Below are 14,121 nucleotides of genomic sequence, written 5' to 3' on the forward strand. Positions count from 1 at the left end.
TACACTTTTTTTAGTGTAAGCTCCTACGCCTTAATTTTTATTTACTGGAGTTTTGTCCCAGCCTCCAAATCATATTCTAACATCCATCAAACCTAATATAAGTATGATCATCAAAGTAACCGCCAAATATCATTAACCGACAAGTTTACCTCGCTTAGCCGAAAAAATAACCTCTATGACAAATCAAGAATTTGCCATAGAGGACACAGTTAGACTTTTACTTCCATTCATCAATTAGTTTATTTTCATTAACATTCAGGGTGTTATAAGTTGTTTCCGTAATCGATTTTTTGTGCTCCTGATGTTTTAACAATTCCTTAAAGCCATTCAAGTGTACCTGAATCATCAAACGATGGATTGACGATCAAGTTAAATAAAGACATTCTATCGGTGTTTTCGGGTTTACACAAAATTGTCTCATTGTTCCATTGTGCTATTGTATTACAAAATTCGACCGCCTTCCTTACCTATCCAAACCTTTTGCTTCACGGCATCTGGCCCATTTTTTCAATTTGTCCAAAGTTTTTTCCTAAATAATCTCATTCATTTTCTCACGATTTCTAACACCCTTTATTAATTTGCCCTTTGACAAGTTCTAACCTACTAAAAGGATCCAAACTTTAATTTTATAAAACCTATTCTATGCCCACTCAATTAATTCGTCAGCACCACTCTTTAGCCTTTTATATGCCTCCTCAGAAATCAACCCTTTTTCCTTCTGTTGATCAAGTAACGATTTAAAGCCATTCATATGTTTAATAACTTTTTCTGTTTTTCCTTCTTTTTCATAGTGACCTATAGCTGTTAAATGCATCTTTAGGGAATGAACGGCTTTATCGTCCTTGAACGCTCCATCTTTTTCAAAACGTTCAACAAGTGTATTCATATCAGATGCACTCGGGACCCAATATTTGGGTAGCCTGAAGAAGTCGTCTCCGTTAAGATCATCTACAGAACCATCTGCCATACGAGTCGTGATACCCCACAGCCCATTCTCCACTCGATCTACCAATTCCTGATCATAACCATATTGAGGTTGTTGGCCAGGCATCTCAAACAAAACAGTAGGTACGCCATTAAGCGCAAATGAGTCCCTAGCTTGTCCGGGATAGTCGCGTTTTTCAGGATGAATATAACGTGCTATTCCCGTCTCCTCGTCGTGTTTCGAGAATTCTTTCATACCAAGAGCTGCAGCCAATGCATAACGCCTAGACTCATCTTGATCCAAATTCGGCCAGTCGGCATACTTCGGATTATTGTCGGGTCCTAGTGCCGGATAGTCTATTGATGCTGTAACATCCTCACCTGTTGTATTGAGTTTGGGGGTACCCATATGGTGAAGATCAACGAAGGCCCCCACTTCACCGAATTCATCTTGTAACTTCAAAAATAGATCCCTGACACTACGTGACTCAGGCGTCAGGTAGAACCCGGGATCGGCTTGTGAACCAGGCAAATCAGCTTTCTTCGGCTCATAGTTCAAATCCGGATTAAAATCCCTGTTGATATCAAAACCTTTATTACTTTCACTATAGTTCCAGGCCGGTTTAGCACCTTCTAGATGTGGATAAGTCTTAACAACGTCATCCCAAGGAAAAATGTTCTGCCGCTGGGGTATCTCAGCACCATCGACATTTAAACGTGGTACAGCAACGATTGTAATCCCTTTACGTACTGCCTTGGCTCGATCACTGTCACTAGTTCCAAGTTCTTCAAGCATCTGCACCAGTGCTTCAGGGCCACTTTTTTCATTACCATGGATATTACCTTCTACCAGCAATACCTTGTCGCCGGTTCCCACACGGGCGGAGTAAATTTCACGACCTTGGCGTGATTTCCCGATAGTACCGAGTTTTACTTTACCGTCGCTTTCCTTTTCAATTTGTTCCAGATTTTGACCTAGCTCCTCGTAAGTCATCCAGTCTCTGTCATTATCTTTCGGAGAGAGATTGTACGACGTATCGGCCTTCGCCTCGGAACTAGTAATCCCAGATAACACCAGTCCTGCCGCCATTGATATTGAAAGGAATACAGCCAAAGGACTTTTCTTCCTTTTCATCAATTTTCAAACCTCCATTCAGTAATTTTACATTGAACAAATCCTACCAAACTATCACTTTAAAATTACTTATTTACTAATATATTTCCTACCATACCCCCTGTAGTAAATTTTGAATTGCCGATGATAATTCCCCCTTCTAAAAGTTTATATAATTATCTTAACATTTAAGTTGCGATAAAGACAGAATTAATAAAATATGCAAAAAAATTATTTGTTGTTATCCTATGGTTATCATGATAAAGTAATGAACTTGATAGCAACACCGCGGATTAATTAAGGGGGGGTAATAAATAGACTGGATACTACGGCAGCCTTTATGCCATTTAATTATTCTTCTCAAGATTACATTCCTTTTCATACCTAATATATTCTTTGTAGGCGTTAAATAAATCCCACCTACTAATGCAGGTCCTACTAATGCAGGTGGGATTTGGTATATGCTTTATTTAGATTTATTTAGGACACGACATTCTTCTGGAAGTGTCGGCGACCAAGGTAGAAGTTGATCTAATTTTTTCCGGATACTTATAGCGCTGCTGTTAATGGAAGAGGATATCCTGTTTCACCTTAACCATCATTTCCTTTCAAGAGTTCCCATTGATCCGAGAACGCATCGCCTGTGCAATGTCGCAAACCTCTTATCCCCCTTCTCTAATGAAATAATAAAAATCCCTTGATAAGTAAATTAACACTTCACTTATCAAGGGATTACTATTCTATGAAAATATATATTTAATCTTTAACAACAATTACTGCGGAATATCCATTAGCCCTAACGCAACTAAGATATTCGCAATAATACCCACTGCAATTGCGCCAATAGGACCTACAGCCATACGCACTAATGGACGGCCAGCAGCTTCATTCAATAGATAGAAACCTGCGATAAAGAAGAAACCAAATCCAGGAGCAATCAAGTTGGAAGCATTTGCTCCACCAATTAGTAGCGCAACTTCAAGTAATTTCGTCATTGCACTACGGATGTTTTCACCAGAGTTACGAACCCCAGGGTACTTATCTAGGAATTTAGCGATGGCGCTTAATAGCATAACTTCACCAAAGATAACAACAGCACCAATGATTACCGCTAACCAAACATTTGGAGAGAATAAACCAACAACGAAAATGAGCGTAAAACCAACTGGACTATACACACCAGTTGCAATTGCTGTACTTGCAACTAACGGAATAAATCCAATTGCCCTTGCTATTGATGTAATACCTGCATCTGTTTGTTTACCTTCAGCTAATAGGTTAAGAGAAATTGGATCCCCAGCCATTAATAATAGGTTAGTAGCACCTGCAATCAATGCACCGACTATCATAAAGAAAATAACGTTTTTCTTAATTTTATTTACTTTATCACTGAAAACAGCTGCTAAGTCGATAGAAGATCCTTGCTCTGCTTTTTCCTTCATAGCATATCCAAATAAGAAAATCATACCAACGATTAAAGCCATACCTTCTTGGTTCAACGAAATTGTATTACCACCGATATGCAATAAACCTTCTGTATTAACAAAAACTGCGAGCTGTCTAACAATTGCTGCAACCGCAAACGTTAGTATACCTTTTTTAATACCAAACTGCATTGCTACTGCTAAGGCAGGGAAGGCCATAAACGTAACAACAACCGGGGTTCCAACCTCTCCAAGTGGATCCAGGAAGTTAACCGGTAAATGTTCAAATAGCTTCACGAAACCATCAAGACCGGCAATTAACCCCCAACCATACAGACCACCAATTATCGCCGCAACAGGGGTACCCCATTTATTTTTAGGTACAACTAACCCGATGATATCTGTTCCCAATAATATACTATGAATAAGAATAATACTTGCTGATAATGTGAATGGAATACCAAATCCAATAACAAGTCCAAAACTCATTGCAAACGCAGTGATGGCTAGCTCCCTACGTTTTAGACTTCCTTCAATATGCTCCGAGACGATTGGTCGAAGTCCGTCATTAAATACAGCAATATTTCTATTTGCTAAAACAGCGGCCACCGCACCAATTAGTATTACAAATAAAGTCTCCATCTCTTAGTTTCCCCTTTTCTTAGACGTTGTTCTTGATTGCATTCAAAATCATTGGAACTGCTACATCAACATGGTCACCCGTAAAACCAAATGCCTTTTTACCAGCTTTAACCGCTTCTATCACATTCTCCTCTTTCGGTTTCTTTCCTGGCATGGATACAGTCTCACATTGGTTTCTACCAATCATCGCAATAGCCATTGCTAAGGCCCCTCCACCGCCAGTATGACAAGCACCAAAGTAATAATCCGCTTGCCCTGTTTTGATAGCCATAGCCGCATCCAAGTCAGACTTGACAACGGTTTCAATTGACGGATCAAGCTCCTTAATTAATTTTTCAATTTCCTTTTTCTCCACCTGTCCACCAATAACAATCTTCATTATATTTCCTCCCTTATAAATTAGAATTTAAAACAGTTGTATAATGCATATATAAATACTCTTTTTCACCTTGTGGCAGAGGTTTCCCCCACAATTTCTCAATAGATGTAACTTGCTCCTTCGCCAATTGGAAATGCTCTAATTCTTCTACCTCACGCATAAGATCAGCTGTCGGCGGCTCAACCTTTTCACCCATTTCCATTCTTGTTAGCGCCATCGGTAAGTGTGTAAACAGCATTTCTGCGTGATCTATATCAGTTTTATGGGTCACATTGATAAATTGTTCAAAAGCTTTTACTGCCACATCACGAGATTCGTTCGTGATAATATCTTGATCAAGCAGTATTTGTAATCGTTGGTTAAATTCTTCTAAATTCACCTATACCCCTCCACGTTTAACCCTATATATAACATCTTGGAATCTCAAAACTTCCAGCCATTAGCTTGTTTCAAACGATAATCCAGTAAACTTCTGTTCCTGTTCTACAAAGTACCTTCTCCATACTTCCGGTAGTTTGATAGATTCATCTAGCTTCTTGGCTAAATCAAAAGCCATTTCACAATGTTCTATTCCAGCTCTAGCTACTACAACTAATCCACTTGCAAGTATGTTGGTCGGGATGGTAATAGCTGTTGTCTTACTCATATTAGCGGACCTAATTAGGAATTTTCCATGATTTTTGGTAATATCCTGTCCTACCTTTCCAAAATACTCAGGAATGGTCTCCCCATAACCATAAACATCAACAGGCCCCTCACATGTAACGATTAAATCAAAGTCATCCTTACTAAAACATGAATCTATAAGTCCAATTCCATTCTTTCGATTCCCAATCCCTGTCATATCCACTTCCTCAAAATGGTATTGCTCGCAATCAATTGAAGCCAAATGATTCATCACTTTATCATGCATATCATACCCATCAGGAGTGATCACTGTTCCTTTCTTTGGAATAGCAACACGAATTATTTTTCTCGGCGCAGAAGAAAGCTTTTGATCCAGTAAATTCTCCATTACTTTTTTCAATATGGATAGATGCTTGGCAATAACCCCGACACTGCCAGTAAACGCCATTTGATCGGTAGAAATCTTTTTATGTTTAACAAATAATCCCATTCCAGCTCCGATAATAGACGGTAATTGACAGCTCATGGCCGGAGCAAGAACTGAACCACCTCCATCCGTACCGATTGCAAAATCATTTAATCCCTTCAAGATGTTTACAGGTCCGCCACTAGTTGAACCTGTCATGATTCGATAAGTTAGGGGATTAATCAAGTCAGTATCGATTGCCCTTCCCTTATTTGAAGACTTATCTATTGTTAACCAAACAAAATCAGGATGGTTTCTTAAGCGAGCAATTAGTTCATCCGGAATTTGATTTGTATCCTTTACTCCAAAACATAAAATTTGCGAATTCTTATCCACTACTTCATCGTTTAGCTTCGGATTAACTTCTATGACCGATTTACCCAACTCTCTAAACGCTAGCTTTATTTTCATATCCATGATTGACATAGGTGGACTCATCTCCAATTCCAATCAATTCCTATGAATATCACTTTATACAAAATATAGTATATTGTAATTATAACGGTTTCATATATTTTTTCAATATCCTAATTTAAATCTTTCATTCATTTTTAATAATTTTCTTTGTTCTGCAATGCCTTTTACAATGAATTCATGAAACATTATAGTCGGATGAAAAGTATTATCGAATCAAATTACCAGTGGAATCGTATATGCCCAAAAGTACCGGATCTTTATCTAAATTACGAACAACCGCGAGCCGTGCATTGGTCACGAAAATTTGTGTACGGAACGCATATAGGACCGTATCACCAACAGTTACCTTATCCGTATCCAATGTCCCATAATAATCGATGTTAGTCGGATCATTTTTAATCACAGGAACCCTTTTGATATCACCTTTATCGGAAGCAACTAGTGCACCTTCCATCCGGGATCTTGGATAAAATCCACCGCCAAAAACATGTGCCTTATTTTCATAAAGGTGGGCTACTTCTGAAACGTAAACCATCGCTGGCTTCTCAGGATAATCACCAGATGCGTGTAAAGGAGTTGTACCTGTTAAAGCATGTCCTGGTTCACCTTGCGTCGCCTCATTTTCCTTTAACAGCTTCATTGTGGCAGTTGAAGTTGCACTAGGCATGTTCATTTCCAGATTTTGATATCCCTTCTTCTCTAACAATTCTCTGGCCTTTTGCATTGATGTTACATTTGGAGTTACTTTTGCTTCCCCTTCTGCAATTAATATACAAGGAAAGCTAGTTAGTCCAGCAATTTCAACCCCACGCAACTGCATTAATAAATCAATTTCCTGGCCTAATTTTTTTAATGTGAATCCACCTTTTTGTCCATCATAGATATAATCTTCGGTATCTGCTATTCGTAAAAATATTTTTTGCTTTTTCCCCATACCTAAGGCAACATTACTGATATTTTGTGCATTCTCGTAGCTAAAAACAGTTACATAATCCGGGTCCAAATCTAATAGTTCCCGAATCATGTGCTTTGGTATCTGCACAAGATGGCCGACATGACCAATTTTAATGCCATGTTTATAAAGTGTTAATGCTTCCCAAGGGTCAACAGCAACTGCTTTTTCAATTCCAGCTTCCACAATAGTCCTGGCAACTAACGTATTGCGACCAATCTGCTTTGTCATAAAAAATAGTTCAATATCCTGTTTTTTGGCTTCTCTTGCTAAAGCCTGAGCATTTTTTTGAACCATATCCAAGTCGATTACATAGGTGTCTGGAGAAATTAGCCCTTGTTGATGGAGCCGAATGGAAGCATCAATTAAATTTCTGTTATGTTTTAATGTAGCGTCTAAAAACATTCCCTTTCTCCTTTCTATTTTCTCTGTATTAAAGGAAGAAATGAAGTACCATTTTCGGTTTTATTAAGTCCTAAAAAGTCTGCCCCTGTAGCAGCGATATCTGAAAGTGTCTCCCTTACTCCTAGATTAACCGACGTAACATTTTTTTGATAAGCCAGCAAATAGGTCTTTTCCCTTGTATGCTGATTGTGTCCAATTGTTGGATCGTTTCCATGATCAGCACTCATGATGAGAAGATCCTCATCAGTCATTTTTTCTAATATGGACGGCAGATAATAGTCGACTAGTTCAATTCGATTGGCATAACGCTTTGCATCTTGAGCGTGTCCTGCTAAATCCGTTTCTTGTACTGTCGCAGCAATAACCCCATGTTGTACATGATCCATTTCACTAATGATGTCTTTCATTACTTTTTCAGTATCAACGCCAGGGAATTTTCTAGCTTCTTCACAAAAAATGACGTCCTGCATTTTTCCAACAAGGGAAACCTCAAGTCCTGCTTTTTTAGCAATAGTAGGTAACTGATAATCTGGCGTAATGCCGAAACCAAGATGCCGTACTTGGTAACCTTGCTTGTATACGTTCGATTTCGGCGAGTTTACACCAACCAAACCATCTTCTCTTCTTTCTACCGATGCCTGTAAATGCGTTGGTGTCACATTTTCACCGCCAAGTGCAATAACGCGATTTACTTTTACATGACCCCGTACAACTTGACCGATTTTCAGAACCTCTTCAAATGGAATATAGTCCAGCGGGGCACTTACATTATAAATTTGACCATAATCTGTTTCGATGTTATCCGCAACGATAACAAGATCATTTACCAATAGATAAGGCAAGTTCTCATCAGGCACCTTAACCTTATAGCCTGCTTCTTCCAGGGCTGCCTTCACCTCTTCCATATTATCAATAAATGGTGCCAAGTAAGTTTTCTTCGGTTTATTTCCCATGATTTCATTATGGCCCTCAAAGCTATCTGCACCGTGATGCATTAAATTTAAACAACCATAGCTAGCAAGCGGGGTCTCGCACGTTTGTAATGTTGCATGATGAATAACTTTATTAATTCCAAGTTTTTCAAGTGTTGGAATGTGCAGGGATGGAACTGTATCAATAATGTGCCGGAATGTGTTTGCGCCTATATCCTGTGGATGATAATCTTTTGCATCTTCCATATATCCAGCACCTAAGCTATCCAAAATTAAAATGATTACTCTTCTACTCATGATGTCTCCTCCATATATAAAGCCTATCTTTTTGCTTGTGCAATAGCCGAAGAAAGAATCCGAATGATTGTATCTGCACCACTGCGTAGTGGATTAATTCGAATCATGGTTTTCTGCAGCCCAGGATCGGCAGCCAGAAATGTTCCCGATACGCGATAAAACATTGGCACAAATTCATACTTAGATTCTGCCCCCACCGGGTTAGGTGCAGCGCCAAGTTCTAGGGCATGTTCTAAAACTTTCTCTGCAATTGGTTCCGCTAATTCTACTAATAAAACTTTCGATTGGGCATTGGCTAAAAAGGCTTTTTTTACCGCTGCAACTTCTCCATTATTTAACCGCTCTACCAGTTGTTCATTCACATTAGCTTGGATAGCCAGCATGACAGGGGCATAAATAAGTCCTCTTAGTGCCTCCAATGCCTCACACCCTTGCACCTGGCTACCACCAGAGTAATTATATTTCTCTATCCGCTCAATGAGTTCCCTTCTTCCCAAGATTAATCCAATACCTTCTGGACCTAATAACTTGAACAATGAAAAAGTAGACAAATCTGCACCAGCCTGTACACCAATCAATTCGACTTTCATCGCGGCATAATTATCATCCGTCATGATTGGCAAGGAGTCATTCACCGATTTAATTACACTGATTGTCTCTGCCAAATCATAGTGATCGTCTATTTTTTGCCGTGTATGCTGGATTAGTGCACCTCTAATATCTGGGTTTTCTTTCATTATTCGTTTAATTACCTCGACATTGTGGAAGTCCGCATATACCGGAACGACTCCCATGAATTCTAACGTTGTTTTACTCGTTGGATAGATTGGTGCGTCGTGAACTAATAGTTTGTCATTTGGTTTTAAAAAGCTCATAAATCCAAAGCGTAGTGCACCCGTCCCAGCGCCACGAACTAATTTAGCCCGTTCCACACCAAAAAATTCAGCAAGTACCTCTTCTACTTTCTTTGTATATTTTGGTTTGTTTAGCCCTTTTACAACACCCAAGTCTCCAAGTGATAAGATTTCATCTCCTCGGAAATGCTTTGTGATAATATCTACTAAGGTGAACTGTCTAACTTGCGCTTCTTCCAATGAGATGCTTTTAAGTGGAGCTGTTTCCATGTCATCACCTTATCCCTTCATAAATGTGATTGGGTTTTTTATTAGCAATTTATCAATTGATTCATCTGTAAGCCCACTTTGTTCCAAAAGAGGAATAAACTGATCCAATAAATAGGAATAACCTAATCCACCCTGATATTCAAGATGAGATTTCCTTGTAATATCCATGGAAAGGAATACGTGGTCAATATAGCCTAACTCTTGAATTTTTTTCAAAATATCAGCGCGTACTTGATCTGGCATATAATTTTCCTTACCAATAGTATCGAACTCTACGTAGGCACCTTCTTTTATCATATGAATAATATAGTCAGCATCGCCTGTTAAATCAACATGCCCGATAATGACGCGGTTTAAATCCACACCGTTTTCTTTGAAAAATGCAACCTGCTCATGTCCAAGTGTACCCAAAGAAGTGTGCGTCGTAATTGGCTTACCCGTTTCCTTATGGGCCAACACAACCGCATCAAATACCTTTCGTTCCGTTTCCGTCCATTTATTATGACTTGTGCCGATTTCACCAATAATTTCCGCTTTCACATTTGTTCCTTTTATACCTGTATTTATCTCACGGACCATGCGTGCAGCCAATTCTTCTCTCGTCTCCCGAAAAACTTGGATAGGATAGAATTTATCCTGGTAAAATCCCGTCGCGTACACAATGTTGATGCCGCTTTCCTCTGCAACCTTCTGAACATACGGGATGTTCCTTCCCATACCAGAGTTTGTTACATCAACAACATTCCGAACGCCCTTTGAATACAATTTCTTATATTCCTTAACAGTTTCAGCGAAAACATCTAACTGACAATCTTCATCATTCTTAACCTCTGACAGATCAATCGTTGTATGCTCGTGCATATACGTCATTCCATCAACTAACATGAAATTCCACTCTCTTCTGTTTTAATTTCGCACAAGAAGCTCCTTTAATAGGAAAGCGGCCACTAACTTAACAACTTTTTCTTGCAGTATAGATTAATACCTTGGTATTTTTTCACCGGCTTCAACACGCTCTTGAATAGAAAGAATATCCTCTATTGCAACGGATCCCCATTTTTCTTCTAATTCCTTCTTACGATCACGATCAATAACAATAACCGCTTCTGAGGTATTTCCAGAGATTTGTTTAGCCACTGGAGACTTAAAGTCAATAGAATGGAAGGTTTGTATAATCCGTTTATCATCCATGCTCCAAACGGCAGCATCTATTTTTTTTGCTTCGAGCATATCAAATAGCTGCATATAATTAATATAGACATACTCTACGTCCATTCCTTGAAACTCACTAAAAGTTAATTCTTTTTGGTCTGGGGAATCCATATCAACACCGATTTTCATTTTACTTCTAATGCGAGAATCCTGTGCATCTGCCAGGAAAATTTTATGAGCAGATACATAACTATTTGTGCCCAATCTTTTCATCACCATTAAATTGGGATATTTTATTAAACTTCTTTCGGCTGTCATTTTCGATACAATCGCAAAATCACTTCGTTTAGTACGAACGGCTTCTATCCGATTTAACCCGCCACGCATAAAAGATAAATTAATCGCCTTACCAGCTAGTTCAAATGCTTCTACCATTCCAGTTGCCAATCCCTCGTACTTTCTGGAATACGGAAGTGGCATAGAACCAACTAATGGTGAAATACCAGCAATTTCTTGTAATAACTCGATATCTTTATCGACTAGGAACGTTCCAAGATGTCCGCGTGCTTCCAACCTTATCGCTTTTAACTCTTCTAATAACCCAAGGGCAATTTGCACAGTTCCTCTGCCCATAGATAATTTTTTACTATAATCCGCTACGCGTGGAATCTTTTCCCCAATCTCTAATTCTAATAGTTCTTTTGCAATGTTCTTAGCTGTCAATCCATTTTTTGAATATAATTTTTCCCACATCATCGCTTATACCTCAAATCAATATACTATTTTTTGTATATTATAAGCGTTTACAAAGGAGAAATCAATGGTTTGATGCGCTCCAATGAGTCTAAAATAGTTTCCCTTGGTTAAATCGGTTTTCCGGGTCAATGGCATGTTTTATTTTTCGCATGAAGTCTATTTCAACTGAACTTAACATTTTCTCAAGGTAACCCTTCTTGACGATGCCTATTCCATGTTCTGCAGAAGGCAATCCACCTAATTCTTCTACCTTTTGATAAAGATCATCCAATAAATCTTTCCTTTTTGCTAGCCATGTAGCTTCATCTAAATCCTCTTTCATTAATACCGTATGGATATTACCATCCCCGGCATGTCCAAAGTTTAACACCCTTAATCCATGCTTTTCCTGTAACTCTTTTGTATAACTAATCATTTCGGCAAATTTATTTATTGGCACAAACCTCTGGTATTTCTTCTTTGATATAAAGGCGATTTTTATCTTGGATAATATCTTCTAGTTTCATGCAACATCCTCCTTGGTTTATACAAATATATTATTCACCTTCATAAAACAGAATACAATATTTTGTACTTTTATATTGTAAATGCTTTCAGTTGGTTTTTCAAGGTAAAAAGTTTGAAATCCGTGCCATCATACTTTCTGAACTAATAACCGTCAAAAGTCGAAAAGTTAGAGGTACACACACGATCATCGTTCAAGTGCATTCAGCTACAGTATCTTCCTTTTGTTTGGACTTCTCCACTTCCTCCGATTCAAATCCTTTAAAATATGACATCTTTTATGTGATTGTGATTAAAAAAACGTTTGTTTCGCCGGAAATATGTTCTTGGGTGAGCTTTAGATGCCAGGTACATAAACAATTCAGAATTGGGCAAGTACCTGTCACCCACCAGCTAAAACTGGTATTGCCTTTTTATGTCTACGTTTATAGAATAACGCCGCATGATGCACCGAATTGTCATCCACAGTGCGGCTTAACTTGGAACACCCCCTAGTTTTACCAACCGCAGCATTATCTACTATCAGGCAGGCTGGTGTAACTGTAATGTGGTTGCAAAACCTTATCACTTTTTAACATCAGATCCTATTTATCTTCACTATATAGCCCCATAGTTTTTAGATAATTTTTCTTTGTTTTTGGAAAGACTTTTGTATAGGTTAGTGTGAATACCAAAGTCACAAGAATTTCCATAGGTACTGCAATAAAACTTTTGGGATCTAAAAAAGTGGAAACAATAACTAAATACAAAATACCAATATACATGCAAGAAATAATGAATAGAAACATACAACTAAAAGCCATGATGGGAAAAAGTTTTACGTTTGACCTCTTATATTTTTGTGTTTTTCTTAATTGATTATCCTTTTTGAGTTCTTGTATCGCTACATTAAAAGGGTACATTAAAAGCTTTTTCATATCCTACCTTCACTACTCTTTTCCGAAATCTTGTGACGTAATATTTGTTCTCCTTCCGATTCGAACCCTTTGAATATGATATCTTTTATGTGATCATGATTAAAAAAACGTTTGTTTCATCGGGAATATGTCCTTGGGGGGTAAGGACACGCTACATAATCCCAAATTTTTGATTTATTAGCTTGTTGTTTTCTACCATAAATCATGACAGTTTGTGCAATAAAGTTAAGTATTACCACTGTACCAATTGGTAGTAATTCATTTCCTCCCTCTATATAATTATATAATAAAATGACAATGACATATTTTCTGATATAAAAATCTCCATTGCCTACGTCCAATTATTAGACTAGCATCGACCGTTCTATGACCAGTATGATATTTATTCACTTTCAATCTTCTTAAGTAGCTCTATATGGTTATTATAACCTGATTTACTTAAACTCTTTTTAAAAGCCTTTAAGTTTATAAGATTAGCCTTTTCTTCATAACCCGTTTTTCTTTCTGTTCCCATTATTACTTGTCCTTTAGGATTATTTAGCTTGTTTAGTGCTGAAAAAATATTTCTAAGATTATCCTCATCTTGACCCTGTTGATTAGGAGTGTCAATTACTAAAAAGTTAAAGGGGTTTGCTCCCCTATCCAAATTATATAGATATAATGCTATGTGATAAGCATAAATCATACGGGGATTTTCACTACCGGTCTTACTTAATACTTGAACAAAATCTCTCAATTTTATTTCATCCTCAGCGAGGTTAACCGCATGGAAAGCCTCCTTGCAGTACTCTATTAAAGTAGTTTTAATATTTTTTCTTCTCTTACCTGAATTCATATTGTCTAGTTCTACTCTTGTATCTTCTATTTTGTCCAGCTCCTTATCTCTGTCTATTATAAACTTATTTCTCTTTGATAAACTATCTTTTATTACTTCATATTTACCTTCATCTTTATAGGATTTAATTATATTTGAATTTTCCTTAATGCTTTCTATGCTTTTCTTTGTTGCTTTGATGGTTGTTTGTAGATGACGTAAAATAGTTTGTGTAAAATATTTGAGACGAAAAAAAGAGGTAGGGTATCCTCAAA

At 37.8% G+C, this 14,121-nt stretch carries 14 protein-coding genes; all 14 read right to left on the reverse strand.

Annotated features, from left to right (window positions below; genetic code table 11):
* Positions 1–640 precede the first annotated feature (640 nt).
* Positions 641–2,059: an FIMAH domain-containing protein gene (locus ABRT01_RS16905; RefSeq protein WP_367748821.1), complete on the reverse strand. Its 1,419-nt coding sequence runs from the start codon at positions 2,057–2,059 to the stop codon at positions 641–643.
* Between the two features lie 752 nt (positions 2,060–2,811).
* A complete protein-coding gene (locus ABRT01_RS16910; protein WP_367748783.1) occupies positions 2,812–4,104 on the reverse strand; it encodes a YhfT family protein in 1,293 nt (430 codons plus the stop codon).
* Between the two features lie 19 nt (positions 4,105–4,123).
* Positions 4,124–4,483: a DUF2620 domain-containing protein gene (locus ABRT01_RS16915; protein ID WP_367748786.1), complete on the reverse strand. Its 360-nt coding sequence runs from the start codon at positions 4,481–4,483 to the stop codon at positions 4,124–4,126.
* A gap of 13 nt (positions 4,484–4,496) precedes the next feature.
* The gene (locus tag ABRT01_RS16920; protein ID WP_367748789.1) at positions 4,497–4,862 is read right to left on the reverse strand and encodes a PRD domain-containing protein; all 366 of its coding nucleotides are present in this window, start codon (positions 4,860–4,862) and stop codon (positions 4,497–4,499) included.
* Between the two features lie 60 nt (positions 4,863–4,922).
* Complete coding sequence (locus tag ABRT01_RS16925) at positions 4,923–6,002, reverse strand: hypothetical protein (RefSeq protein ID WP_367748792.1); 1,080 nt, start codon at positions 6,000–6,002, stop codon at positions 4,923–4,925.
* 196 nt (positions 6,003–6,198) lie between these two features.
* The gene (locus tag ABRT01_RS16930; protein ID WP_367748795.1) at positions 6,199–7,350 is read right to left on the reverse strand and encodes a YhfX family PLP-dependent enzyme; all 1,152 of its coding nucleotides are present in this window, start codon (positions 7,348–7,350) and stop codon (positions 6,199–6,201) included.
* 14 nt (positions 7,351–7,364) lie between these two features.
* The gene (locus tag ABRT01_RS16935) at positions 7,365–8,579 is read right to left on the reverse strand and encodes a phosphopentomutase (protein ID WP_367748797.1); all 1,215 of its coding nucleotides are present in this window, start codon (positions 8,577–8,579) and stop codon (positions 7,365–7,367) included.
* A 23-nt stretch (positions 8,580–8,602) separates the two neighbouring features.
* The gene (locus ABRT01_RS16940) at positions 8,603–9,703 is read right to left on the reverse strand and encodes an aminotransferase class V-fold PLP-dependent enzyme (RefSeq protein ID WP_367748800.1); all 1,101 of its coding nucleotides are present in this window, start codon (positions 9,701–9,703) and stop codon (positions 8,603–8,605) included.
* A 9-nt stretch (positions 9,704–9,712) separates the two neighbouring features.
* Positions 9,713–10,588, reverse strand: coding sequence for a phosphotriesterase family protein (locus ABRT01_RS16945; protein WP_367748803.1), 876 nt, complete (start codon positions 10,586–10,588; stop codon positions 9,713–9,715).
* Between the two features lie 93 nt (positions 10,589–10,681).
* A complete protein-coding gene (gene yhfZ, locus ABRT01_RS16950) occupies positions 10,682–11,611 on the reverse strand; it encodes a GntR family transcriptional regulator YhfZ (protein ID WP_367748806.1) in 930 nt (309 codons plus the stop codon).
* 88 nt (positions 11,612–11,699) lie between these two features.
* Positions 11,700–12,050: an FAD-binding oxidoreductase gene (locus ABRT01_RS16955; RefSeq protein ID WP_367748809.1), complete on the reverse strand. Its 351-nt coding sequence runs from the start codon at positions 12,048–12,050 to the stop codon at positions 11,700–11,702.
* Between the two features lie 649 nt (positions 12,051–12,699).
* Entirely contained in the window at positions 12,700–13,032 is a 333-nt protein-coding gene (locus ABRT01_RS16960; protein ID WP_367748812.1) for a hypothetical protein, read from the reverse strand.
* 116 nt (positions 13,033–13,148) lie between these two features.
* Positions 13,149–13,373, reverse strand: coding sequence for a DUF4176 domain-containing protein (locus ABRT01_RS16965; RefSeq protein ID WP_367748815.1), 225 nt, complete (start codon positions 13,371–13,373; stop codon positions 13,149–13,151).
* A gap of 41 nt (positions 13,374–13,414) precedes the next feature.
* Positions 13,415–13,867, reverse strand: a complete 453-nt coding sequence (locus tag ABRT01_RS16970) for a hypothetical protein (protein ID WP_367748818.1) — start codon at positions 13,865–13,867, stop codon at positions 13,415–13,417.
* Positions 13,868–14,121: the final 254 nt, after the last annotated feature.

It is taken from the genome of Lentibacillus sp. L22 (genome assembly GCF_040812445.1).
Classification (GTDB): Bacteria; Bacillota; Bacilli; order Bacillales; family Amphibacillaceae; genus Lentibacillus_C; species Lentibacillus_C daqui.

Coding starts and splice junctions, on each gene's coding strand:
- ABRT01_RS16930 (WP_367748795.1), bottom strand. CDS start 7,350: ATGTTTTTAGACGCTACATTAAAACATAACAGAAATTTAATTGATGCT.
- ABRT01_RS16925 (WP_367748792.1), bottom strand. CDS start 6,002: ATGTCAATCATGGATATGAAAATAAAGCTAGCGTTTAGAGAGTTGGGT.
- ABRT01_RS16940 (WP_367748800.1), bottom strand. CDS start 9,703: ATGGAAACAGCTCCACTTAAAAGCATCTCATTGGAAGAAGCGCAAGTT.
- ABRT01_RS16970 (WP_367748818.1), bottom strand. CDS start 13,867: ATGAATTCAGGTAAGAGAAGAAAAAATATTAAAACTACTTTAATAGAG.
- ABRT01_RS16910 (WP_367748783.1), bottom strand. CDS start 4,104: ATGGAGACTTTATTTGTAATACTAATTGGTGCGGTGGCCGCTGTTTTA.
- ABRT01_RS16915 (WP_367748786.1), bottom strand. CDS start 4,483: ATGAAGATTGTTATTGGTGGACAGGTGGAGAAAAAGGAAATTGAAAAA.
- ABRT01_RS16905 (WP_367748821.1), bottom strand. CDS start 2,059: ATGAAAAGGAAGAAAAGTCCTTTGGCTGTATTCCTTTCAATATCAATG.
- ABRT01_RS16960 (WP_367748812.1), bottom strand. CDS start 13,032: ATGAAAAAGCTTTTAATGTACCCTTTTAATGTAGCGATACAAGAACTC.
- ABRT01_RS16935 (WP_367748797.1), bottom strand. CDS start 8,579: ATGAGTAGAAGAGTAATCATTTTAATTTTGGATAGCTTAGGTGCTGGA.
- ABRT01_RS16945 (WP_367748803.1), bottom strand. CDS start 10,588: ATGTTAGTTGATGGAATGACGTATATGCACGAGCATACAACGATTGAT.
- yhfZ (WP_367748806.1), bottom strand. CDS start 11,611: ATGATGTGGGAAAAATTATATTCAAAAAATGGATTGACAGCTAAGAAC.